Source organism: Martinezella miluonensis, from assembly GCF_900094545.1.
In the GTDB taxonomy this organism is placed as follows: Bacteria; Pseudomonadota; Alphaproteobacteria; order Rhizobiales; family Rhizobiaceae; genus Rhizobium; species Rhizobium miluonense.
Genome location: NZ_FMAH01000005.1, coordinates 137,230 through 160,083, shown reverse-complemented (window position 1 = coordinate 160,083; position 22,854 = coordinate 137,230). Strand labels below are relative to the sequence as shown.

Annotated in this window: 19 protein-coding genes; 9 read left to right on the top strand and 10 right to left on the bottom strand. The window is 60.7% G+C overall.

Going from position 1 to position 22,854, the window contains the following annotated elements; genetic code table 11:
* Window positions 1–92: 92 nt before the first annotated feature.
* The gene (locus GA0061102_RS07710; protein WP_092845561.1) at window positions 93–605 is read left to right on the top strand and encodes a hypothetical protein; all 513 of its coding nucleotides are present in this window, start codon (window positions 93–95) and stop codon (window positions 603–605) included.
* Window positions 606–710: 105 nt separating this feature from the next.
* On the opposite strand, the gene GA0061102_RS07705 is transcribed toward GA0061102_RS07710, so the two are convergent.
* From GA0061102_RS07705 to GA0061102_RS07685, 5 genes are all read right to left on the bottom strand, one after another.
* On the bottom strand, window positions 711–1,061 hold the full coding sequence (locus tag GA0061102_RS07705) for a ribbon-helix-helix domain-containing protein (RefSeq protein ID WP_092845559.1): 351 nt from the start codon (window positions 1,059–1,061) through the stop codon (window positions 711–713).
* Window positions 1,062–1,080: 19 nt separating this feature from the next.
* Window positions 1,081–1,677 carry a DJ-1/PfpI family protein gene (locus GA0061102_RS07700; RefSeq protein WP_092845557.1) on the bottom strand — a complete coding sequence of 199 codons (597 nt, stop codon included), beginning with the start codon at window positions 1,675–1,677 and terminating at the stop codon, window positions 1,081–1,083.
* A 93-nt stretch (window positions 1,678–1,770) separates the two neighbouring features.
* Window positions 1,771–2,163 carry a DUF779 domain-containing protein gene (locus GA0061102_RS07695; RefSeq protein ID WP_092845555.1) on the bottom strand — a complete coding sequence of 131 codons (393 nt, stop codon included), beginning with the start codon at window positions 2,161–2,163 and terminating at the stop codon, window positions 1,771–1,773.
* A gap of 81 nt (window positions 2,164–2,244) precedes the next feature.
* Window positions 2,245–3,753, bottom strand: coding sequence for an aldehyde dehydrogenase (gene adh, locus GA0061102_RS07690; protein WP_092845553.1), 1,509 nt, complete (start codon window positions 3,751–3,753; stop codon window positions 2,245–2,247).
* A gap of 155 nt (window positions 3,754–3,908) precedes the next feature.
* Window positions 3,909–4,862, bottom strand: a complete 954-nt coding sequence (locus tag GA0061102_RS07685) for a helix-turn-helix domain-containing protein (RefSeq protein ID WP_092845551.1) — start codon at window positions 4,860–4,862, stop codon at window positions 3,909–3,911.
* Between the two features lie 307 nt (window positions 4,863–5,169).
* On the opposite strand from GA0061102_RS07685, the gene GA0061102_RS07680 reads away from it, so the two are divergent.
* The 4 genes from GA0061102_RS07680 to GA0061102_RS07660 all read left to right on the top strand — a co-directional run bounded on the left by GA0061102_RS07680 (window position 5,170) and on the right by GA0061102_RS07660 (window position 8,867).
* Window positions 5,170–6,063: a phosphatase PAP2 family protein gene (locus GA0061102_RS07680; RefSeq protein WP_092845549.1), complete on the top strand. Its 894-nt coding sequence runs from the start codon at window positions 5,170–5,172 to the stop codon at window positions 6,061–6,063.
* A gap of 270 nt (window positions 6,064–6,333) precedes the next feature.
* Complete coding sequence (locus tag GA0061102_RS07670) at window positions 6,334–6,588, top strand: GCG_CRPN prefix-to-repeats domain-containing protein (protein ID WP_092845545.1); 255 nt, start codon at window positions 6,334–6,336, stop codon at window positions 6,586–6,588.
* Window positions 6,589–6,789: 201 nt separating this feature from the next.
* Window positions 6,790–7,209: a thiol-disulfide oxidoreductase DCC family protein gene (locus tag GA0061102_RS07665; protein WP_092845543.1), complete on the top strand. Its 420-nt coding sequence runs from the start codon at window positions 6,790–6,792 to the stop codon at window positions 7,207–7,209.
* Complete coding sequence (locus tag GA0061102_RS07660) at window positions 7,206–8,867, top strand: DUF4166 domain-containing protein (protein WP_425348520.1); 1,662 nt, start codon at window positions 7,206–7,208, stop codon at window positions 8,865–8,867. The genes GA0061102_RS07665 and GA0061102_RS07660 overlap by 4 nt, the downstream gene beginning before the upstream one ends.
* A gap of 39 nt (window positions 8,868–8,906) precedes the next feature.
* Here the strand turns inward: GA0061102_RS07660 and leuA are convergent, their stop codons facing one another.
* Window positions 8,907–10,580 carry a 2-isopropylmalate synthase gene (gene leuA, locus GA0061102_RS07655; protein WP_092845541.1) on the bottom strand — a complete coding sequence of 558 codons (1,674 nt, stop codon included), beginning with the start codon at window positions 10,578–10,580 and terminating at the stop codon, window positions 8,907–8,909.
* Window positions 10,581–10,902: 322 nt separating this feature from the next.
* On the opposite strand from leuA, the gene GA0061102_RS07650 reads away from it, so the two are divergent.
* Window positions 10,903–11,715: an AraC family transcriptional regulator gene (locus tag GA0061102_RS07650; RefSeq protein WP_092845664.1), complete on the top strand. Its 813-nt coding sequence runs from the start codon at window positions 10,903–10,905 to the stop codon at window positions 11,713–11,715.
* Here the strand turns inward: GA0061102_RS07650 and GA0061102_RS07645 are convergent.
* The 3 genes from GA0061102_RS07645 to GA0061102_RS07635 form a co-directional block, all read right to left on the bottom strand.
* Window positions 11,698–12,249, bottom strand: coding sequence for a GNAT family N-acetyltransferase (locus GA0061102_RS07645; RefSeq protein WP_092845539.1), 552 nt, complete (start codon window positions 12,247–12,249; stop codon window positions 11,698–11,700). The two genes, GA0061102_RS07650 and GA0061102_RS07645, sit on opposite strands and share 18 nt — an antisense overlap.
* 2 nt (window positions 12,250–12,251) lie before the next feature.
* Window positions 12,252–13,325, bottom strand: coding sequence for a serine hydrolase domain-containing protein (locus GA0061102_RS07640; protein ID WP_092845537.1), 1,074 nt, complete (start codon window positions 13,323–13,325; stop codon window positions 12,252–12,254).
* A gap of 113 nt (window positions 13,326–13,438) precedes the next feature.
* Window positions 13,439–15,241 carry a diguanylate cyclase gene (locus GA0061102_RS07635; protein ID WP_092845535.1) on the bottom strand — a complete coding sequence of 601 codons (1,803 nt, stop codon included), beginning with the start codon at window positions 15,239–15,241 and terminating at the stop codon, window positions 13,439–13,441.
* A 773-nt stretch (window positions 15,242–16,014) separates the two neighbouring features.
* Here GA0061102_RS07635 and GA0061102_RS07630 point away from each other — a divergent pair.
* From GA0061102_RS07630 to GA0061102_RS07620, 3 genes are read left to right on the top strand one after another with little or no spacing between them, the layout of a single operon-like run.
* On the top strand, window positions 16,015–17,511 hold the full coding sequence (locus tag GA0061102_RS07630; RefSeq protein ID WP_092845662.1) for a DUF4153 domain-containing protein: 1,497 nt from the start codon (window positions 16,015–16,017) through the stop codon (window positions 17,509–17,511).
* Between the two features lie 46 nt (window positions 17,512–17,557).
* Window positions 17,558–18,262, top strand: a complete 705-nt coding sequence (locus GA0061102_RS07625; protein WP_092845533.1) for a response regulator — start codon at window positions 17,558–17,560, stop codon at window positions 18,260–18,262.
* Window positions 18,262–19,275, top strand: coding sequence for a sensor histidine kinase (locus GA0061102_RS07620; protein WP_092845531.1), 1,014 nt, complete (start codon window positions 18,262–18,264; stop codon window positions 19,273–19,275). The genes GA0061102_RS07625 and GA0061102_RS07620 overlap by 1 nt, the downstream gene beginning before the upstream one ends.
* Window positions 19,276–19,370: 95 nt before the next feature.
* Here the strand turns inward: GA0061102_RS07620 and GA0061102_RS07615 are convergent, their stop codons facing one another.
* On the bottom strand, window positions 19,371–22,766 hold the full coding sequence (locus GA0061102_RS07615; protein WP_092845529.1) for an acyl-[ACP]--phospholipid O-acyltransferase: 3,396 nt from the start codon (window positions 22,764–22,766) through the stop codon (window positions 19,371–19,373).
* Between the last annotated feature and the right edge of the window lie 88 nt (window positions 22,767–22,854).

The window sequence follows — 22,854 nt, the reverse complement described above, 5'->3', positions numbered from 1 at the left end:
TGAACGATGTCCCCAAAAATGGCGGTTGCTGCTGATGGTGTCGCATGTATCACTATCGCCAGACTTCCCTCACATGGACACGGATGGCGAAAATGGGCCTTTGGGAATTGTTCACCGGCAAAAAGTATCCGGCAAAGGGCGCGGTGCACCAATCGGTGGACACACTTCGCAACGCCCTGCTGTCGATCAACCAGGAATCCGCGCCGTTTTTCATCCGCGACGGTGCGGCCGAAGGCGTGGACCTTGTTGCGGAGTGGAAGATCGTCGATGCGCGATGGTACGAGTTCTTTGCGAAAGCCGGCATCAAACGGCTCTTCAAGGTATTGATGCGGTTTGATGAGCAAAAGGGAGAGGTCCGCTCCGTTGACCAGGAATGGTCGGTCGAATGGCGTGCGGGCATTCCAACAATTGCTCTGGTGGCATCAGCTTTTCGCGGCCAAACGGCGGAAAAGAGCTTCGAGAAGTCTTATGGTTTCCGCGAGGATGGATCCTTTGGCTTAATCTACGACTATGCCTTCGACACAGCCGCCATCAAGACGCCGCTGCAGAAAACAACGCTGGAGGCCGGATGGATCTGGAGAAGTGTGGCCTTTGCCAAGCTTTAGAGATCGTTGTCCAATCACACCCCGGCTGTCGCACAAACTCTCCGATTGCCTGACTGGAGATAGAGCGGCCTCCGCCGCGTGGGGCGCGGCGAAGGACAAGCACAGTCAATGATATTTCAGACGTTCCCGCCCCAGGATGGCAGGAGCATCGACGCCGGCGATAGGCTGGGAGAGATCGGTCGAAACGTCGCCTGCAAGCTGAAGGTCGAGATAGCGCGCGCAGCAGACCCTCAGGAAAGACGTGAAGTTGCCGAGATCGTGGCCGGCATCGATTGATTCATGGTGCAGCCTGGTAATCAGCTGCACCACGTTCATGCCGTCACGCCGTGCGATTTCCTCCAGTTTCGACCAGAAGAAATTCTCCAATCTGACGCTGGTCACCATGCCGTCGATGCGGAGCGACCGCGTCGTGCTTTCCCAGAGCTTGGCATCGGCCTTGATGAACAATTCGCACATGCGCATCTCCCCTTCAGTTTCAGGCGGCGTTTGCTTCCGACAAAGCGGCGGCATCGAGCGCCGCCATGAATTGCCGCAGCCACGACGGATGCGCCGGCCACGCCGGTGCCGTGACGAGGTTACCATCGGCGACAGCGTCATTGATGGCAATATCGGCGTAGATGCCGCCGGCAAGTTCCACCTCGGGACGGCAGGCGGGATAGGCCGAGCAGGTGCGTCCTTTGAGAACGCCTGCAGCCGCCAGCAATTGCGCGCCATGGCAGATGGCGGCAACAGGTTTGCCCGCCTCGAAGAAGTGCTGCACGGCCTTGATCACATCGGGATTGAGGCGCAGATATTCCGGCGCGCGGCCGCCGGGAACGACGAGCGCATCATAGTCTTCGGCGCGGATGCTGGCGAAGGAAGCGTTGAGCGCGAAATTATGACCGCGCTTCTCGGAATAGGTCTGGTCGCCTTCGAAATCGTGAATGGCTGTTGCCACCGTCTCGCCGGCATTCTTGCCGGGGCACACGGCATGGACCGTATAGCCGCAGGCAAGCAGCGTCTGGAACGGCACCATGGTCTCATAGTCTTCGGTGAAATCACCGGTGATCATCAAAATCTTCGCTGCTGGCATCGTCTTCCTCCCTTAAAACCAACGGCAGCACATTATCAAAGCACCTGGGATCGCGGGTATTAGGCGAATACTACACGCTATTTTTGAAGGGACTTAGTGGGTCGGCGGACGGCCAAGATCAGGAGCAGCGCAAGCCTCACCGCCGCCGAACAGGCGCGAGCGGGTAAGGAACCGCTTCTCCCGCCCGTTGTCGAGCGAGAACATGCCGCCGCGGCCCGGCACGACGTCGATGATGAGCTGCGTGTGCTTCCACGCCTCGAACTGGCTGCCGCTGATATAGACCGGCACGCCGCCGATCTCCCCGAGCTTGACGTCGTTATCGCTGATCATGAACTCGTCTGCCGGATAGCACATCGGCGAAGAACCATCGCAACAGCCGCCCGACTGATGAAACAGGATATCGGGATGATCCTTCTGAATCTCGCGGATAAGCTCGAGCGCCTTGTCGGTCGCGAGCACCCGAGGCTCGGATCCATTATCGTCCATGATGATCCTCCATCACCGAGCTGCAGATGCTTGAAGGCCCCCGGCCGCAGCCGGGAGCCTCATCGGCTTCGTTGGGAGGGCTCAGAAGAAGCCCAGCGCCTTCGGGCTGTAGCTCACCAGCATGTTCTTGGTCTGCTGGTAGTGATCGAGCATCATCTTGTGCGTCTCACGCCCGATGCCCGATTGCTTATAGCCGCCGAAGGCCGCATGGGCCGGATAGGCGTGATAGCAATTCGTCCACACACGGCCTGCCTGGATCTCGCGGCCAAAGCGATAGGCACGATTGCCATCGCGGGTCCACACGCCGGCGCCAAGGCCGTAAAGCGTATCGTTGGCGATTTCGAGCGCTTCCTTCTCATCCTTGAAGGTCGTCACCGACACGACCGGACCAAAAATTTCTTCCTGGAACACACGCATCTTGTTGTGGCCCTTGAAGATGGTCGGCTTGATGTAGTAGCCGCTCGACAGCTCGCCGCCGAGATCGGCGCGCGCGCCGCCCGTCAGCACTTCGGCACCTTCCTGCTTGCCGATATCGAGATAGGAGAGGATCTTCTCCATCTGCTCGCTCGAGGCCTGAGCGCCGATCATGGTTGCGGAATCCAGCGGATTGCCCTGCTTGATGGCTTCCACGCGCTTGACCGCCCTTTCCATGAAGCGGTCGTAGACCGATTCCTGGATCAACGCACGGCTCGGGCATGTGCAGACCTCACCCTGGTTGAGGGCAAACATCGCAAAGCCTTCGAGCGCCTTGTCGAAGAAATCGTCGTCTTCGGCGGCCACATCGGCAAAGAAGATGTTCGGCGATTTGCCGCCAAGTTCGAGCGTGACGGGGATCAGATTCTGGCTGGCATATTGCATGATGAGCCGGCCTGTCGTCGTCTCGCCGGTAAAGGCGATCTTGGCAATGCGCGGGCTGGTCGCCAGTGGCTTGCCGGCCTCCAGGCCGAAGCCGTTGACGATGTTGAGAACGCCCGGCGGCAGGAGATCGCCGATGAGCTCGGCCCAGACCAGCAGCGAGGCCGGTGTCTGCTCGGCCGGCTTGATGACGACGCAATTGCCGGCGGCAAGCGCCGGCGCAAGCTTCCAGGCGGCCATCAGGATCGGGAAGTTCCACGGAATGATCTGGCCGACGACGCCGAGCGGCTCATGAAAGTGGTAGGCGACGGTATCGTGGTCGATCTCACCGATCGAGCCTTCCTGGGCACGGATGCAGGAGGCGAAGTAGCGAAAATGGTCGATGGCGAGCGGAATGTCGGCTGCCATGGTTTCGCGGATCGGCTTGCCATTGTCCCAGCTTTCCGCCTGCGCCAGCACTTCCAGCTTGTCTTCCATGCGCTGGGCGATCTTCATCAGGATATTGGAACGCTCGGTGACGGAGGTCCGGGCCCATTTGTCCTTTGCCGCATGGGCAGCATCGAGCGCGGCGCTGATATCCTTTTCGTCGGAGCGCGGAATTTCGCAGATCTTGCCGCCAGTGATCGGCGTGAGGTTGTCGAAATATCTACCGCCGATAGGCTCGCGCCACTCGCCGCCGATATAGTTGCCGTATTTCAGTTTGAACGGAGATTCGACGATCTTCTGATGCAGCATGCAATCCTCCCTTGGTCGCGGGTCCGGTGAGCGAACCCAATGGGAGAAATCTGAGTGCATATGCTCTCGGGCGATAGATGTGCCCCGTCATGGTGCAGCGCACAGTGTCGCAACTCTGCGACAGCTGCGCCACGCAAGCGCACATTGCGGAAGTATCAGTGCAGATTAAGCCGCTTCATCTTTCGATGCAGCGTCGAGCGGCTCATGCCGAGCGCCGTTGCGGCTTGCGAGACATTGCCGTTGGCGCGGGAAAGGGCGCGCAGCAAGGCAGCACGTTCGGCTTCCAGCAGGTCCTCGCCCGCCTCCCCCTGTTGCTCGCGCAATACGTCGGCGGCAGGGATGCCGGCCGCGATACGATAATCGTCGAGCTTCAGCGCGAGACGCGCGGCTCTCGTCGCCCCAAGGACGAGATCATTGCGATCGACGGCCAGAAGCGCCGAGGTGGAGGCGATATCCGTCGGAACCATGACGAAACGGGCACCGGCAAAGGCGCTCCTGAACAAGTTGAGCTCGATGCGCAGTGCCGCATCGCGAACGGTCTGGGACAGGATCGCCAATGTCGCGTCGTTGACGTCATCGCGGCAGGTGGAAATATCAAGCGCGCCGGCCAGTTGCCCGCGATGATCTCGGATCGGCGCAGTTGTGCAGCTCAGGTCGATATTGGCACAGAGGAAATGCTGATCCCGGAAAATCGCCACGGCCCGTTCATCCGCCAGGGCAGTGCCGATACCATTCGTGCCGATGCTCGCCTCGGTCCAGACGGAGCTGGTCCAGAGACCAAGATCGTGAAACTCCTTATCGTCGCCGGCGGCGCCGCGACGGTCAAGCGCAATCCCTTCCCGATCGGTCAGCAGCAGACAGCAACCGGCTTTGCCGACTGCAAGAAAGAGACGATCCAGTTCATTGGAGGCTTCGGCAATCAGGCGCCCCGACCGCTCCGCGGCGGCCGCGAATTCCTGTGCCGTCAGCCGCATGGGTAAACGCTTTTCCTCCGGTGCAAGGCGGTGCATGACCATGCAGCGCCGCCAGGAGGCAGCGACAGACGAACTGGCTGCGGCCGACTTCGCCGATGCGTAGACCTGATCCGCATGTGCGGAATATTCGTGCATCTGGCTCCTCCCACCGAACGCAATAGCAATTGTCGCTAAAAAAGCCGGTCAGCGCAATCCTCCCCACCGGACCTTTCGCCGTCGCGCACCCGCCGGCAGATTTCGCGCGCTTGGGTCCTGCTGGATCGGCCGGCGTCAGGCATCCGATGACGCAACCCTTTCAGGCCGTTGTCAGCGTGTTATTATAACAGCAGCGAAGCGAGAAGACGGAGCTTGAGGCGCAGTTTCATGAATGCCAGGTTCATAGGTGAGCGTTTTGCCCGCAGCGGGGAAGCAGCCCTGTGCCCGCCTTCGAGGTTCTGACTTCATGAAGGAAACCCTGATCGGAGCCGCCAATACCTGCCGCGCACGCCTGGTCAATGGCGTCAGACGTTTCTTCGCAACGCCGGCTGCTGCGCCCCCTGCAAATCGCCCACTGCTCGAGCGCCCGATCGCTATCATCATCATCTTCCTCATCCTCTCCCTGCTCGTCATGAAAACCGCGGATTACCCGCTCGGGGTCTGGATGAAATCATTTCCCGAGCAGTTGCGCGGAGCGGCGAAGTGGATCAGCAGCTTCGGCACCGGCCTTCTCGTTCTTTCATTCAGCGGCGTTTTGCTGATACTCACTGTCCTCATACCCGCACACAAGTTGCGGAAATCAGCGCGGGCCGGCGCAGATCTCGTCGCAACCGCCGCTGCGTTCATCTTCCTGTCCGTGGCCGGCGGCGGCCTTGTCGACTCGCTTCTGAAGAATGTTATCGGCCGCGCCCGTCCGGAGCTCCTGGAGACCAACGGCGCGTTTTACTTTCGGCCTTTTGCCTTCCATGCGGATTTCGCATCATTTCCATCCGGACATTCGGCAACGGCAGGCGCGATGGCGATGTCGCTGGCGCTCGTTTTTCCGCGCCTGCGCCCGCTCTTCATACCGGCCGGCGTACTGATCTGTCTGTCTCGGCAGTGGGTGGGCGCCCATTGGGCGAGCGACACCCTGATGGGTTGGGGCGTCGGAGTGGCATTCACCTTGTCGCTGGCCCACGCCTTTGCCCGCCGCAGGATCTTGTTCACCTACCGCTCCGACGGTCATTTGTGCGCGAGAGAACGATATAGGACGACTCTGATGATTCTGCGCACACTGCTGCGACGCAGGCTGGCGAGGAACAAGAAGGCATGCGCTTTGAAAGCCAGCCTTCCTCCCCCAGCATTGGAAACACAGCCCTAGTCCAGCAAAAGGCTCTGTCCCTCACAGCCAACCCGTTTGAAGCCGGCGCCGATCACCCGGCAAAAGCCTTCGCGCACAGGGGACTGGTACGACTGCGCGAACAAGGCTGCAATCTCCACCCTGCTACCGCCACCTCGACCCAGCTCGGCTCCCACGTCATCTCCCATGCGATCGCCCGCAAATTTCGTGTTTGCGCAGCGACGGATTTGTCGGTCGCCGCCGTTCAAGCATCGAAGGGATAACTCAGGTTCATTTGGAAGAGAGTACATCATGAGAAAGCTCACTTTGCTTGCCTTGGCGGCCGCCGCCTGCTTTGCCGCAATCTCCCCGGCCGAGGCCCGCGACGGATGCGGCATGGGTTTCCATCGCAACCCCTATGGCTATTGCCGCCCAGATCGCCACCCCATTGTCGTCGTGCCCGTCGGCCCGGCCTACGGCGTTGTCTATCCCGGACGCGGCTATTGGGATGGTCATCGCTACTGGGTGCACCGCGAATGGTGGCACGGCGGATGGCGCTATCGCTAAGCCAAGACATTCGACCCGATCGCCGCGATCGGGTCGAATGCAATCCGCGCGTCGATCTGATGGCCGGCCTTTGCCGGATCTCCGCCTTGCATGTTCCCCGGACCGATGGCGCTCCGCGCAGGTCAGCGTGCAATTGACGCGCGCTTCACAACCGGGCAAAGCTGTCGTCAGAATAAGCGGCAACGAGCATCGACCTCGCGCATGAGCGACAGCAACGACACCGACTATCAGGGGCCCATCATCGTCTTCGACGCCATGTGCGTCCTGTGCTCCGCCAATGCGCAATTCGTCCTGCGTCACGACCATACCGGCCGTTTTCGCCTCGCCTCCATGCAGAATGAAACGGGAGCCCGGCTCTATCGGCGCTGCGGCATCGATCCCGCCAATCCCAATAGTATGATCATCGTGGACGGCGAGACAGTGTTGCGGGATAGCGACGCATTGCTTGCCATCTATGCCGGCCTTGGCTGGCCCTGGAAAGCGCTTGCGCTTCTAAGGCTCGTACCAAGAATGGTACGCAATCCCGTCTATCGTTGGCTGGCTCGCAACCGATACCGCCTTTTCGGCAGGCGCGAAACGTGCTGGTTGCCGACGCCCGAGCAGGCGGATCGCATCCTTTGAAGAAAATCATCGTTCTCGGTGGCTATGGCGGCTTCGGCTCGCGCCTTTCGCGGCGCCTGGCCGGCGACGGCTTCCAGGTTGTGGTTGCCGGGCGGGACTACGAGGCGGCGGAAGCGCTTGCCCGTCAGCTGCCGAATGCCATTGCGCTGCGCGCCGACCGCAATGGCGACCTGGCCGCCATCCTCAGCGAGCAAAAGCCTTTTCTCCTGATCGACGCCGCAGGCCCCTTTCAGCAGAGCGAGCGACGGGTCGCCCAAGCCTGCATCGCAGCCGGAATCCACTATATCGACCTTGCCGATGCGCGCGATTTCGTTGGCGCAATCAGCTCGCTCGATGAGCCTGCCCGCGCCGCCGGCGTTGCCATCGTCTCCGGTGCGTCAAGCGTACCCGCTCTGTCCAGCGCCGTCGTTGCTGCCCTCACTCGCGACATGGACGAGGTTCATTCCATCGAGATGTCAATCAGCGCCTCCAATAGGGCGACAGCCGGCGCCTCCGTCGCATCGGCGATCCTCAGCTATGTCGGCAAGCCGGTGCCCCTGTGGCGTGGCCGGCGCTGGCGGGAGAAACGCGGCTGGCATATGCTGAAGCGTCAAAACTATGCTGTCATCGGCAAGCCCGGCTTGCAGCGGCTGGTTGCGCTTGCCGACGTACCGGATCACGATCTTCTGGTTGACGGCACACCGGGCCGACCGAGCGTTCTCTTCCGGGCTGGACCGGAATTTGCCTTCCAGACCCTGGCATTGTGGTTGCTCTCCTGGCCGGTCGTCTGGGGCTGGGTGACGTCGCTACGAAAGATCGGCCACTTTCTGTTGCCGTTGCAGGGCTTCACCGCAAAGCTCGGTACAGCGCGTTCCGCGATGACGATCGAAACCAAGGGGATTTCGCAGGGGGCGATGTTGGCCCGACGCTGGACACTTATTGCCGACAACGGCGACGGCGTGGAAATCCCGCCCCTTCCCGCGCAGCTCTTGGCGCGCGCTCTGCGCAGCGGACAGCTCGCGCCCGGGGCCCGGCCCGCCGGCGGCCTGCTGGAGCTTACACAGTTCCGCGACCTGTTTCGCGCTCTGGCCATCAGCGACGAGACAAACGAAACATCCTACACGCCGCTCTATCAGCGCGTCATGGGCGCAGCCTTCGCACGCCTGTCGGAACCTGTCCGTGCCATGCATGCAGTCTTCGGGGACGGCGGTGCTGAGGGCGAAGCGACCGTCAGCCGCGGACGCTCTCTCGCGGCCCGGCTGGTTGCCGGAGTGTTCGGATTTCCGCCTGCCGGAAATCACCCCCTTCACGTCTCCTTCGAGGAGGAAGACGGCATCGAGCGATGGGAGCGTGACTTCTCCGGCCGATGTTTCTGCAGTCACCTGAGTGAGGAAAAAGGCCATCTCGTCGAGCGCTTCGGCCCTTTTCGGTTCGCATTCGACCTGCCGGCGCGCGGAAATGGCCTCAGCATGGAGATACGCGGCTGGTCATTTCTCCGGCTTCCCTTCCTCTGTTCCTGGCGCCGCGCAGTACCGCCGATGAGTGGGCGGAGGATGACCGCTTTCACTTCGATGTCTCGATCGCCCTGCCGCTCATCGGCCTGGTCGTCCATTATCGCGGCTGGCTGCGGCAGCTTGACTGATCTTATCCCACGCGTTGTGCGACTACCCCGTCGCTAACGGCCGACTTGACGGCCGATAGCGACGTAATCATTGTGGCTAGCTGGCCGCACTTGCAGCGCTGAGGACGGCTTTGACCGTTGCCGTGGCAACGTCTTCATCGATGCCGACGCCGAAGACCTGCATACCGTCCGGCCGGACGCATTGCAGGTAGGCAGCCGCCTTTGCATCCGTTCCGCGACGAAGCGCATGTTCCTGGTAGTCGATGACGTTGAGGTCGACTCCAAAGGCTTCGCCAATCGCGGCAAGGACTGCCGAGACGAGGCCGTTGCCGCGGCCTGTCACCGCGACGTTCCGATCCCGATGGCGAATACGGCCGGTAAAGACACGCTCCGCACCCGGGCCTTTACGGAAACCGCCTTCATAATCGACAAGTTCGAAGTTTTCGACATCGTCGACGTGGTAGGCCCGCGCAAATTCCTTCCAGATATCCTCCGCCGTCAGCTCGCGCTTGGTGCTGTCGGCGAGGAGCTGCACACGTTTGCTGAAATCGACCTGCATGGCGCGCGGCAATTTCAGGCCCTTGTCCTGCTCGATCACCCAGGCAACGCCACCCTTCCCCGATTGGCTATTGACGCGGATAACGGCCTCGTAGCTCTCGCCGATATCGGCGGGATCAACAGGCAGATAGGGCATTTCCCAAACGCCGTCGTTGCGTCGCTCATGCGCGGCAAACCCCTTGCGGATGGCGTCCTGATGCGAGCCGGAGAAAGCGGTATGCACCAACTCGCCCGCATAGGGGTGACGCGGATGGATCGGCAACCCATTGCAATATTCCACCGTCTTGACGACTTCGCGGATCGACGGAAAAGAGAGGCCGGGGTCGATGCCCTGCGTGTAAAGGTTCAAGGCCAGCGTCACCAGATCGACATTGCCGGTGCGCTCGCCATTGCCGAACAGGCACCCTTCGACGCGGTCGGCGCCCGCAAGCAGCGCCTGTTCGGCGGAGGCCACAGCCGTGCCGCGATCATTGTGCGGATGGACGCTGATGACAACGGCGTCACGACGCGAAATATTGCGGCAAAACCATTCGATCTGATCCGCATAGACATTCGGCATCGCAACCTCGACCGTGGCCGGCAGGTTGAGGATGGCGGGGCGCTCGGCCGTTCGCTGCCAGACATCGAGCACGCGCTCGCAGATTTCCAGAGCGAAGTCGGGCTCCGTGAAGCAGAAGGTTTCCGGCGAATATTCGAAGGTCCAATCGGTCTCCGGCTGCTTGAGGCTTTCCTCCAGCATCGCAGTAACACCATTGATAGCGAGATCGACAATCTCGTGCCGCTCCATGCCGAAGACGACGCGGCGGAAGAGCGGTGCGGTGGCGTTGTAAAGATGGACGATGGCCTTGCGGGCGCCCATCACGGATTCGAAAGTACGGGCGATAAGATCGGCGCGCGACTGGGTCAGCACCTGTATCGTCACGTCCTCGGGGATGCGGTCCTCCTCGATCAGCGCGCGGACGAAATCGAACTCGATTTGCGAGGCCGACGGGAAAGCGACCTCGATCTCCTTGAATCCGGAGGCGATCAGCATGTCGTAGAAGCGCAGTTTGCGCTCGACATCCATCGGGTTGGCGAGCGCCTGATTGCCGTCGCGCAGATCCGTGGAGAGCCAGCGCGGCGCCTTGGTGAGCCGCCTGTTCGGCCATTGCCGATCCGGCAATGCGATGGGGGAAATAAAGGGACGATATTTCGTTTCGGGATTCTTCAACATGATCCGTTCCGTTGCTTGTCGGTATTTTGGAAGACAGCGGCCTACGGTCGCCGGGAAGCCGTCAATCCCGACGACCGCCGCTAAGTCGCAGTGCAACGGAAAGCAGAAGAGAAGTGCACGCGTCGAACGCGGCTCCCGCGCTTGCCCAGGCATGAATCGATGCGATGGCAGTATGAAGCGGCCGCTCCGATCGATGCAGATTATGGGATGGGGCAAACACCTGATGAGATATCCTGCTTGAAAGTATCCCTAGGATATCGCCGGAATTATTGATATTCTCGCGCGTGTGGATCAATTATCGTCGCAAAAGGATCATACGCATTTGCGATCTGGCACAAGAGTCACCGACGCCGTTGCCGTCATCTCACATGATGACCATCGCTTCTCCAGCCCCAAGCACAGTCATCCGCAAGCGCAGCTTCTCTATGCCGTCAGCGGCGTCATTTCGCTGACAACGGATAGTGGCACCTGGGTCGTGCCGCCAAGCCGCGCGGTCTGGCTGCCGCCGAACCTCGAACATGTGACGGCCAGCCACACGAGCGTTCAATTTCGGTCGTTGCTGATCGATATCGGCGACAATGACGCCTTGCCGAAAGCCTGCACGGTGGTCGAGGTCACGCCGCTGCTCCGCGAGCTCATCCTGAGGCTGACCAATTTTGCGGCGAAGCCCGACGGTCAGGAAATGGTGGAAGCCGTTATTCGGCTGCTGCTTCTGGAACTAACTTTCCTGCCAGCTCAACCACTCAACCTACCGCTACCGCGGCACCCCGCCCTTGCCGCCTTTTGCGCGACCATGCGCGACAACCTCGCAAGCGCGAGCTCGATCGAGGAAGCCGCAGCCGCACTCCACATGAGCCGGGCAACCCTCATGCGCCTGTTTCAGCGGGAGACCGACCTGAGTTTTGGTCAGTGGCGACAGCAGGCGCGGATGCTGAAGGCACTTGCCTTGCTCGCAGAAGGCAGGAGCATCCTCGATGTCGCTCTGGAATGCGGCTATGACAGCCCGAGCGCCTTTTCCGCCATGTTTCGACGATCTCTGGGGCGATCACCACGCAACTATTTTCAATCTTTGAACCCGCCCGAGGAGACGGCGCAGGGCGTTACAGACGGGCAATCGCTATCGGTCGCCGGCTAGGCAGCCGAACATGCGGAAATCATGGAAGGCTCCTTTGAACCGCGCCTTCTGGCGAAGCGTGCCCTCATATCGGAACCCTGTCTTTTCGAGAACCCGATCGGAAGCGGCGTTTCCGGGCAGCGTCCAAGCCTCGATACGGTTCAACGAAAAATCGTCGAAGCCGCATCGGACGACGGCCCGTGCTGCCTCGCTCATCAGCCCTTTACCCCAGGCCGATGGATGCAATTCATAACCGAGCTCCGCGCAGCAGGCGCGCTTGTCAAAACTGTTGAAGCGGATGGCGCCGAGTAGCTTGCCGGAATCCCGGTCCTCGATAAACCATGTGCAGCCCGCTCCCTTGGGGAAGATTTTGCACATCCATTTCAAGGAGCGCTCGATCTGCGCCTTTTTCGGAGCATCATACCAGTTCGAGAACCGTGTGACCTCCGGAATCGAAATCAGCGCATGGAAGCTGTCGAGATCATCCATGCTCGGTTCGCGAAGTCGCAGCCGCTCGGTCAGAAGTGCGGGAAACTCGCTTCTCGGCAGCGCCATCTTCACGCTCTCAGGAAGTTGGCAAGAATGATCTCCCGCCAGACGCGGGTGGGCGTAATCCAGGCATCCCATGAATTATACTTGCCGGAATAGACGACGGCGGCGATATCGGCATCCGGCATGAGCCAGAGCCTTTGCCCGCCGTTCCCAAACCCGGCGTACCAAGGGCACGGATCGGAAAGTGCCGGCGCCGGAGCGTCGCCACAAAACCAAAGCCTGCCATAACCCAAACCGTCCTCGGTCGATATCACCGGCGAGAACGATTGCACGATCCAATCTTCCGAGACGACCCTTTCCCCGTTCCATCTACCCTTCTGAAGAAGGAGCATGCCGATCTTCAGCAAATCGGGAGCGGTCAGGCGCAGTCCCGACGCTGCCGACGCCACGCCGTCATGTCCGGCCGTCCAATGAAACTTTGCGATATTCAGCGGCTCAAAGAGAACCTCACGCGCGAAATCGGGCAGACGCTTGCCGCTGCCGCGCTCGATGATGGCGCCGACCAACGCAACGCTGCCGCCGGAATAAATCCAACGTGTTCCCGGCTCCGCGACGAGCGGACGCTCCAGAACAAAGCGATAGCGATCCGGTGCATTCTCCATCGCGATTTCGCTGTTCTGCGGGTCGGTATAGGGACGGTTTTCGTCCCACTCCATCCCCAGCGTCATGGTCAGCGCGTGGTCGATGGTGATCTTGCTGCGCGCGGCATCCTTGGCGAGATCGTCGTATTCCGGAAATTGCTCGAAGAGAGGCGCATGCGGTGGCGGCACCAATCCCTTGTCGAGCGCAATGCCATAAAGAAGGCTGACGATGCTCTTCGTTACCGATCGGAGATCGTGCAGCGTGTCGGCATCGAAAGCGACATCGCCAAGTGCGGCTCCCCAATTCTCATCGGGGCCGGCGGTATAATACTCCAGGAAAACCTGGTGGGAACGGGCCGCGAGCACCACATGAAGGTCGCGCAGCAAGCCGGCTTCGATACCGGCCGCAAGCTTACGCGTCAGCGTCGGATCGAAGCCTAGAGCTTTCAGGGTTTCGCCATCCGGCGAAAAAGGTGAAGCGCTCTGCGTGACGACCATGAAATCTCCGCCCTTCGCTACATGACTTTGACCTTAGGCTACAATCGATACGCGTATTCATCAAGATGATAAAACCGAATTTCGGCATCCACATTCGACCCGGAAAATCAGCCCTATCCCCTTTTCAATTCCCCTTCGGGCCCCATCGCGAATGCGGCAACCGTTTTGTTACGCCCGCTCAACTTTGCCTGGAGCAAAGCACCATCGGCGCGATTGATCAGCGTCGTCGTCGGCCCCGAGACCGGAGACGAGGCTATGCCGACGGAGATGGAAAGCGGCCCCACGATACGGCCGCGATAGGAGAAGGGCGTGGTGAAGACGCTCGTGCGGAGTTTCTCTGCAGTTTCAAAGCCTGCCCCATCGGCAATGTCGGTTGCGATCACCGTCAGTTCCTCCCCACCGAACCGATAGACCGTGCCGACATCGCCGATCGTATCGGAAACGATCTGCGCGACATGGTGCAAGACCTCGTCCCCCGCATCATGACCGAACTCGTCGTTGAAGCGCTTGAAGTGATCGATGTCGATCATCATGCAGACGACCGTGCGGGCAGACTGGTCCCTGTGAAGGGCGTTCAGCGCTTCGTCCAGCGAGCGCCGATTGAACAGCCCCGTCAGCGCATCACGCACGGCGAGGTTGACGAGCTTGTCCCGCAATTGCAGATTTGCGATCGCCAGGCCGACGTTTTCGGCAATCAGCTCCAGATAGAGCTGCGGCGCGTCCACGGCACTCGCATCCTTCTTACGGTCCTCGAAATAGAGCAGCCCGATCGCCTCACCGAGCGCGGTCAAGGGAACGCAAAGCCCCGGAACGCCCGATTCATCCAGATGCTGGCACGCAATATCGTGATCCGCCACATGGCTGACATGCAGCCGTCCTCGGCGCAGTCCCCAGCAGGCGGATGCCGGAAAAGACGGCTGCGTGTGGGCAGGATCGAGCCATCGGCTCACCTCGGTCAGCGCCGACCGGCTCTCATTCATCGTATAGAGGCAGCCGGCAATTCCCGGGAAGATCTGCGGCACGAAAAGCGCGACGACTTCCGCCAGCTCTTTCTGCGCATAGCAGGCTTGGAGACGATGCATCATCTGCAGGATAAGGTCCTTGGTTTGCAGATCCCGCTTGCGCTCGGCGTCCAACCGATTGCGCTCCAGCCCGTTCTCGCGGAAGACCTGTATCGCGTCGTTCATCTCGCCGATCTCGTCGCGTCGGCTGTCGTTGGGCACCTCGACGGCATAATCCTGCTTTGCGAGCCGATTGACGATTCCCGTCATGCGAACCAGCGGCAAGGCAACCCTGCGCCGAAGGATGAAGTAAAGCACTCCAAGAAATATCACCGCGGTCAGAGCGAGCATGACCTTGGCGATATCGCCCCAAAGATCGCTTCGCGCCTGTGCGCTGCGAACAGTAGCCTGGGTGCGCGCCGCTGCCAAAGAGCGAAATTGGGTCACGTCATTGAGAAGAGCAGTCTGGATGCGCTCGTGCTCCGGGCCGAACAGAGTGTCGCGCGCGCCGGTCTGATTGCCGCCGCGATAGGCCGCGACCGCCGCTTCCTCAACCTTATCAAGCGCTTCCGCATCGGTCGTGACCTGCTCGACGAGCTGAAGTTCGCCATTGGGAATGCCAAGGCCGCGCAGGGCATTGATCGCGGTATCGCGGCGGCGTTCTTCGCCCTCATCGATGGTAAAGGCATCGAGATGCCGAGCCTCGCCGCGCATGACGTAGAGACGCGCCTCATCCGTCGTCTCCTCCGCGCCGAGTGCAAGCTCCTCGCCCATGCTATTGAGCAACAGGTGCTGCTCGACCGCCTGCCTTTCCTGGGTTGCACTTTGAGCCGACAGAATGAAAGCCGCGGCAGACAGCACGGTCAGGACCATGGTGATACCGTAGGCCCAATTCGTAATTGTCGTAATTCTCATCTACCGACTTCCTTTGCGCCTGGCTCATGCATGCCCAGAGTGCCTGCTTTGCCGATCCCCCAGTTAGAACAAGCATTCATCAGGATAAAGCGCGAATAAGCCGAGAGGAAAGCGCCGAGCTCATTTGGCATGAATCTCCTTGTGCTGATCTGACGCCCGCGTCGCACCCTGACATGGGAACGCCCTCGTCAACGCCCCCGTCTGCGCGATCCGAGACGGCGAGACATCATGATCGCTTTCCATTGACGAGAATCCCGGGCCTGACTGAACGGCAGGCACCGGGACTCCCGGCTGTCGTCAGGGGTGCGTACGACAGCCCGGTCAACAAATCGATTTTCAGATCGGCAATCCATAAGCGGACGGCAAGTTGGAAAATATATGCTTAAGTTCCACAATTGATTGCTTCATTTCGAAACATCAGACGCAAAATCCTGCAATCAATCCTCGCTTCAATGGAATTTGCCGGCTGCAGTTATTGTCCATACTTCCGACAAGGCAGGTTCCGAGGCCGCTTCCAGCTGGAGAATCGCCCTGTAATTTTCCTGAATAGCTCCTCGGGCTCTGCACAAATTCTGCAAAGGCGCGCGCCACTGTCGTGCCATGAACAACGCACCCGAAGAAATCACCGCTCCGCCCGTTCGCCTGCCACGTAACCTCCTCAGGGAAGGCTGGTGGCTGACGGAAGATCATCATCCTCAAGCCGGCCGGCCCGTTCAGCAGGCCAGGATCATCCCCTTTATCGCTGCCGAACGAACAACGTGGAGCCGATGCCGATGAGCCTCTCGAATGCAACTGTCCTTTCGACGAAGCCCATAAGCAGCTCCAATCGCAAACTCCTGATACTGATCGTTCTTGTCGCACTGGCCGACATCCTCCTCTTCAACAGGTATCCTGGACTCAATCTCTTTCTCTTTGCCAATATCGCTGCCGCCGGCCTGCTGATCTGCTCCAGAAGAAGACAATCAGCTTTAGAGACTTCGGCGCTTCTCGCCTTTAACTTTGTGGCGTCGGCGCCGCTTGTCGAAACCGCATCCCGGATGGGTATCACCATCAGCCTGCTCGGCCTCAGCTGCGTTTCGCTCGGCGCCTCCGGGCTTCTCCCTCGGCAATGGATCCGCTTACCGCTGACCCTGCTCCGCTTCCTCCTGGAGGTGCCGTTGCGGCCTTTCCGCCAGACAAGCTATCGCTGGCTGCAGCGCCTGCAAAAGCCGTCGTCGGAAGGCGTCCGGCATCATCTTCGCGGCTGGATCATGCCACTGAGTTTCGCCGCCGGCTTCCTTGCCCTGTTCGCAATGGCCAATCCGCTGATCGACAGGACGCTGCGCAGCATCGACCTTACCTTCCTGCTGCAACTGTTGAGCATGTGGCGCATCGGCTTCTGGCTCGCTGCCGCAGTCTTCCTGTCCCTGCTGCTTCACCCGCGCCTGAAGCGCCGGCGCCCGCATCGGCAAAAGATTGCGGAGGTCGCCCTAGGGGTTGAGGATGGGCTGTTCGGGCATGCCGCGTTGCTACGCTCGCTTGCCGTCTTCAACGCGCTTTTTGCCGTGCAGACGCTGCTTGATCTCACCTATCTCTGGGGCGGGGCGAGCCTGCCCAACGGCATGAGCCATGCCGAATATGCGCATCGCGGCGCCTATCCGCTTTTGGTCACCGCGCTCCTGGCTGCAATCTTCGTACTCGTTGCCATGCGCCACGGCGGCCCTGGGGACAAAAGTGCTCTGCTCCGCGGCCTGGTGCATCTGTGGATCGCGCAGAACATCCTGCTTTGCCTCTCCTCCATCCTGCGGCTCGATCTCTATGTCGAAGTCTATTCGCTGACGGAGCTGCGCGTTGCGGCCGGCATATGGATGGGCCTCGTCGCTATCGGCCTCTTCCTCATCCTCCTGCGCATTCTGCTGCGCCGCTCCAACGAATGGCTGATCGCACTCTGCTCCGCGACGCTGGTTTTGACGCTCTACGCCGCCGCATTGGTCGATATTCCTGCCTTCATCGCCCGCTTTAACGTAAACCATAGCCGGGAAATTTCGGGCGAAGGCATTGCCCTCGATATCGACTATCTCCTGACACTCGGCCCTGCGGCCATCCCCGCACTTGATGCATATATGGCCGCCTTGCCCGCCGAGGCGAAAGAGCAGATTGCTCTTGCGAGCGCAGCCCGCGGCGCGCTGACCTGGGGCGAATGGCAAGAACCGCGCGACTGGAGAAGCTGGACCTATCGCGCCGCTCGTCTCGGTCGCTATCTTCAAGAGCACCCAACGCTTGCAAGATGATGCCGAAACGAGGAAAAACAGGCGGTGAAACCAAAACAGGCATCGCATGGCCCAGCGCATCCTCGTCGTCGACGACGAACCCAATATCCGCGACGTGATCTGCTTCGCGCTCGATCGTGCCGGCATGGCGACGACGACAGCTCGCAATGGCACGGAGGCCATGATGGCTTTTCATCGGGGCAGCCTCGATCTGATCGTGCTCGATATCGGCATGCCTGAAATGGATGGGCTGGAGGTCTGCCGGCGCATCCGCAAGACATCCAATCTTCCAATCCTGTTTCTCTCCGCGCGCGACGAGGAAATAGACCGGATCCTCGGCCTGGAGATCGGCGGCGACGATTACGTCACCAAGCCCTTCAGCCCGCGCGAACTCGTCGCGCGGATCAAGACCATCCTGAAGCGCAGCGGACACGGTTCGGAGCCGGATGCGAGCAACGGTTCGGTTTCCGTTGGCTTGTTGAAACTCAATCGCGGTGGCCGTACAGCAAGTTTCGCCAATATGCCGCTGAGCTTGACGGCGCTCGAATTCGCCATCCTCGACACGCTGCTGTCGCGCCCCGAGATCGTCTTCAGCCGCGATCAGCTGATGGAGGCGGCCTATGGCGCTGACATGCAGGTCGCCGATCGCACCATAGACAGCCATATCCGCAATATCCGCGCCAAGCTTTCCGCCGCAGGCGGCAAGGGCATCATCACCACGATACACGGCATCGGCTTCAAGCTGACATCCGGCACGGAAGGGCGCGCCTGATGGACGCTCCGCGGGTGAAACCGAAGTGGCGGCCGCCGCTTTACCTTATCGTCTATGCCGTGCTCCTGACCGTAATGACGCTTCCGGTGCTGACCGTCATCTGGTTTCGCGCGGTGCGCGCCGCCTCCGGCGCGATGGCACCGGCTGAAATTGCTACGCTTGCCGTCGTTCTGATCCTCACGCTCGCGGTCGCCTATGTACTGACGCGCACGCTGACCGTGCCGATCAATGCCCTGATTGCCAGAACAGACGAAATCGCCCGCGGTGGCAGAGCGGCGATCCGGCCGCTCGACAATTACGGCACGCGGGAGGTGGCGACGCTGTCGCAGAGCTTTCTCGACCTCGCCGGTAAGCTGGTCGATCATTCCGATCATGTCCGCACCTTTGCAGTGCATGTCTCGCATGAGCTGAAATCGCCCCTCACCTCGATCAAGGGCGCGGCGGAACTGCTGCGCGACGATGACGAAGACAGTCCGATGAGCCAGGAGCAGCGCAACCGCTTTCTCACCAACATCATCGCCGATACCGATCGACTGGATACTCTGCTGTCACGCTTGCGGGACCTGGCGAAAGCCGAGCTGCCGTCCGAACAGGGTTCCAGCAGCGTCAGCGACATCATAGCTGAGCTCGGAGCCCAGTTTCGCCGGCTGGCTGTCATCGACGATGGAAGCACCGACGAGATGCTGGCGCTACCCGGCGAGGCCGCCGGCATCATCTTCGCCAATTTGGCGGAGAATGCGTTTCAGAACGGTGCCAAGAGGTTCGCGATCAAGGCAAGTGGCGATGAGCGAAGGATGACGATCCGAATTCGCGACAATGGTGGCGGCATTGCCGATGGCAATCGCGATCGCATCTTCGAGCCCTTCTTCTCGACGCGGCGCGAGGATGGCGGCACCGGCATGGGCCTTGGCATCGTCCGGGCCATGCTGGCCTCGCATGGCGGCAGCATCGAGGTGCTGGAAAGCAGCAAGGACGGCACGACCTTCCAGATCGTCCTGCCACGCATCTTCTGAATCGGAATCGAAGCGATCTGTAATGCTTTGATGTCGATGGCAAAAACGGTCGATGGCTCCAACCACCGACCGCTTTGCCGTTCAGCTGCTTGAATTTATGCCGCCTGCGATTGCGATAGTCCTTCGAGCGCCATGGCGCGGGCAGTCACGAAATCGACTTTGCCCGAGCCGAGGACCGGCACCTTGCCGATGGTCACTTCCGCCGGGACCATCATTTCCGTGGCACCCTTCGATTTGGCAAATGCCAGGAAATCGCTTCGCGTGGCGTTCGGCGCATCAGTGAGGAGGATGAGACGCTCACCCTTCTTGGCGTCTGGCACGGACGAAACAACGCTGAGCGCACCCGGCCAGAGCTGCGCGGCAAGCGTCTCCACTGCTGCGAGCGAGACCATCTCGCCACCTATCTTGGCAAAGCGCTTGGCGCGGCCGCGGATCTTGACGAAACCGTCCTCATCGATGGTGACGATGTCGCCGGTATCGTGCCAGCCTTCCGGCAGCGGCTCAAGAACGCCGGGATTGTCCGCGCGCATGTAGCCGGCCATCACGTTAGCACCGCGGATGTGCAGACGTCCGCCCTCGTCGATGCCGGGAACCGGCTCCAGCTTCCATTCCATGCCCGGCATGATCTTTCCGACCGTGCCGGAGCGGTTGTACATCGGCGTATTCAGCGAGATCACCGGAGCGGCCTCTGTGACGCCATAGCCTTCCAGGATGCGCAGACCGAACTTCTCCATATAGACCTCACGGGTTGAGGCCTTCACCGGTTCGGCACCGGAGAAGATGTAGCGGATCGACCTCAGATCGTAGGGATGAGCGCTGCGCGCATAACCGTTCAGGAACGTATCCGTGCCGAAAACGATGGTCGCATTCGAGACGTAGATCAGCTCCGGCACGATGCGATAGTGCAGCGGCGACGGATAGAGGAAGATCGGCACGCCCGAGACCAGCGGCAGGATCGTGCCCGCCGTCAGACCGAAGGAGTGGAACATCGGCAGGATGTTGAACACCTTGTCGCCGGGATGGAAGTCGATGCGCGAGGCCGCTTGGGCCGCGTTCGAAAGGATATTGCGGTGGCTCAGCACCACGCCCTTCGGCGCGCCTTCGGAACCGGAGGTGAAGAGGATGACAGCCGGATCACCGGCATTGCGCTTGACCAGCGGCCGATATTTGCGAAGCGACCCGACGATCTTGTCGAGGAAGGTGACTTGCGTGCGCAGCTCATCCAGCCAGACGAAGGTCACCTGCTTTTCGAGCTCCTCGACCACTGGGCCGAGCTTGGCCTGCGTGACGAAGGCGCGGGAGCTGAGGACGTGCTTGACCTCGGCGGTCCGGCAGGCGGACAGGATATTGGCAGCGCCTGCCGTGAAGTTCAGCATGGCCGGGACCTTGCCCGCCGACATGACGCCGAGGACGGTCGCAGCCGTGCCATTGGCGTTCGGCAGCATGACGCCGAGCGTCTTCTCCTTGGGGAACATCTTCTTGAACTTCGCCCCCAGGACCGCAGCACCGGTCAGAAGTTTGGCATAGGACAGCTTTCCGGCAATCGGATCCTCGACGGCGAGCTTCTTGCCGCCGTGTTCATGGGCGGTTTCGATGATACGGCCGAGGACCGTGTTGTCGGTGTCGGCGGTGCGAAACATCAGCGTCGACATGATCTGGTAGAGGGCGGCACCGGCCGCAATGCGCCGCTTCCTGCCCTTGAGTTCCACCGGAACGTCAAGCTTGACGGGTTCGAGAATCGTCACCTTGACCTTGGGAAAGAGACGGCGACGGACATGGCTCGACGTCAGATAGGAGGCATAGCTCTTTTCCAGACCATCGATACGAACGGGCACGATCATTGTGCCGGTCTTGTCGGCGACCATGGCGGCGCCGTCATAGACCTTCATCAGCGTGCCCGTCACGGTCAGACGCCCCTCGGGGAAGATGCCGACCGGGCTGCCGTCCTGGATGACCTTGATCAGCGAACGCGTCGCCATCGGCTTCGTCGGGTCGAGCGGCAGGAACTTGCACTTTTTCAGGAGCGGCCGCACCCACCATTTCTTGGCAAATGCATAGTCGATGGCAAAGACGGGCTCTTCTTCGGTGATGGCAAGCGCCAGCGCACCGTCGAGCAAGCTCACATGGTTGAGCGCGATGATCGGCGCCGGGCCGGCCTTGCGGATGTTTTCCAGACCCTCGACTTCCAGCCGCATGAAAGCGCGGAAGATGATCGAAATGAGGTCGCGGAAGGCATTGGTCGGCAGCATTTCCAGCATGACCCAGGCGATCGCGATGTTGAGCACGGAGATGCTGAGAATGATGACCGGAATCGACAGACCAACGGCCTGCAGCACGGCCACAAGCGCCAGGCCCACTGCAATGAAGAGAGCCGACAGGACGTTGGCTGCGCCGATGACGCGAGCACGACGATCCTCATGCGCCCAGCTCTGCATGGCTGCAAAGGTCGGAACGGCGAGGAAGGCACCGCCGATCGCCATGCCGGCCAGGTCGACCGCGACGTGGATAGTCTTCGGCCCAGAGAAGAAGGCAAGAATGGTTTGCGCGTGATCGGTCGACTGAAGGCCCCACAGGTTCCAGGCGAGGTCGAGGCCGAAGAGCGCGACGATCAGCATACCGACGGGCGCCGGCAAAAGCACGATGCGGCCGGCAGCCATCCATCCGGCAATGGCCGAGCCGATGGCGACGGATATGGCAAAGATCGCCAGATAGGCCGGAACGACGATTTCGGAACCGCCGAGAATATCGGTCACCATAACAGGCAGCATCGACATGATGAAGGCGCCGACAAACCAGAACCAGCAGTTCATCAGCGAGGCACGCCAGATGCGGCTATCGGCGCGAAGCTCGTTGACCAGCCTGTAGCTGGAACGCACGACATTCGTATCGACGACCAGATCCGGCGCCTTGGAACCCGTCGAAGGGATCATGCGGGCGGCAAACCAGCAGAGGATGGAAAGCCCCATCATCATCGGGCCGAAGATCCAGACATTCTCGCCCTCACGGAAGGCGACCGCGGCGATCATGGTGCCGGTGAGAATGGCGATGAAGGTGCCGCCTTCGATCCAGGCATTGGCCTTGGGAAGGTCCCGGCTTGCCAGATGATCCGGCAGGATGCCGTATTTGATCGGTCCGAAGAGCGAGGAGATGACGCCGAAACCGAAGAGGGCAAGCATCAGGATCCAGATGGAAGAGAAGGCGATGCCGATGACGGAGATCGCCGCGACGCCAAGCTCGCAGCGCTTCAGCAGCTCCGCCATCTTGGCCTTGTCGTATTTATCGGCGAGCTCGCCGGCAATCGCCGACAAAAGCAGGAACGGCACGATGAAGATGCCGCCGGCAAGCGTCACCAGCGCCGCCCCCTCCGTCGCCATCTGCGCGAGAATGACGAAAACCAGAGTTTGCTTGAGGAAATTATCGTTGAAGGCGGTGAGGAACTGCGTCCAGAACAGCGGCGCGAATTTCCTCGATCTCATCAGGTGCTTTTGCATGGCATATCCCTCGTTTAGCCAACAAGACGCCACAGAGTTGTTACGCAAAGGTTGAGCGCAGATACAACCCTGTGGCGTCGTTAATAAA

Coding starts and splice junctions, on each gene's coding strand:
- GA0061102_RS07710 (WP_092845561.1), top strand. CDS start 93: ATGGGCCTTTGGGAATTGTTCACCGGCAAAAAGTATCCGGCAAAGGGC.
- GA0061102_RS07705 (WP_092845559.1), bottom strand. CDS start 1,061: ATGTGCGAATTGTTCATCAAGGCCGATGCCAAGCTCTGGGAAAGCACG.
- GA0061102_RS07700 (WP_092845557.1), bottom strand. CDS start 1,677: ATGCCAGCAGCGAAGATTTTGATGATCACCGGTGATTTCACCGAAGAC.
- GA0061102_RS07695 (WP_092845555.1), bottom strand. CDS start 2,163: ATGGACGATAATGGATCCGAGCCTCGGGTGCTCGCGACCGACAAGGCG.
- adh (WP_092845553.1), bottom strand. CDS start 3,753: ATGCTGCATCAGAAGATCGTCGAATCTCCGTTCAAACTGAAATACGGC.
- GA0061102_RS07685 (WP_092845551.1), bottom strand. CDS start 4,862: ATGCACGAATATTCCGCACATGCGGATCAGGTCTACGCATCGGCGAAG.
- GA0061102_RS07680 (WP_092845549.1), top strand. CDS start 5,170: ATGAAGGAAACCCTGATCGGAGCCGCCAATACCTGCCGCGCACGCCTG.
- GA0061102_RS07670 (WP_092845545.1), top strand. CDS start 6,334: ATGAGAAAGCTCACTTTGCTTGCCTTGGCGGCCGCCGCCTGCTTTGCC.
- GA0061102_RS07665 (WP_092845543.1), top strand. CDS start 6,790: ATGAGCGACAGCAACGACACCGACTATCAGGGGCCCATCATCGTCTTC.
- leuA (WP_092845541.1), bottom strand. CDS start 10,580: ATGTTGAAGAATCCCGAAACGAAATATCGTCCCTTTATTTCCCCCATC.
- GA0061102_RS07645 (WP_092845539.1), bottom strand. CDS start 12,249: ATGGCGCTGCCGAGAAGCGAGTTTCCCGCACTTCTGACCGAGCGGCTG.
- GA0061102_RS07640 (WP_092845537.1), bottom strand. CDS start 13,325: ATGGTCGTCACGCAGAGCGCTTCACCTTTTTCGCCGGATGGCGAAACC.
- GA0061102_RS07635 (WP_092845535.1), bottom strand. CDS start 15,241: ATGAGAATTACGACAATTACGAATTGGGCCTACGGTATCACCATGGTC.
- GA0061102_RS07630 (WP_092845662.1), top strand. CDS start 16,015: ATGAGCCTCTCGAATGCAACTGTCCTTTCGACGAAGCCCATAAGCAGC.
- GA0061102_RS07625 (WP_092845533.1), top strand. CDS start 17,558: ATGGCCCAGCGCATCCTCGTCGTCGACGACGAACCCAATATCCGCGAC.
- GA0061102_RS07620 (WP_092845531.1), top strand. CDS start 18,262: ATGGACGCTCCGCGGGTGAAACCGAAGTGGCGGCCGCCGCTTTACCTT.
- GA0061102_RS07615 (WP_092845529.1), bottom strand. CDS start 22,766: ATGCAAAAGCACCTGATGAGATCGAGGAAATTCGCGCCGCTGTTCTGG.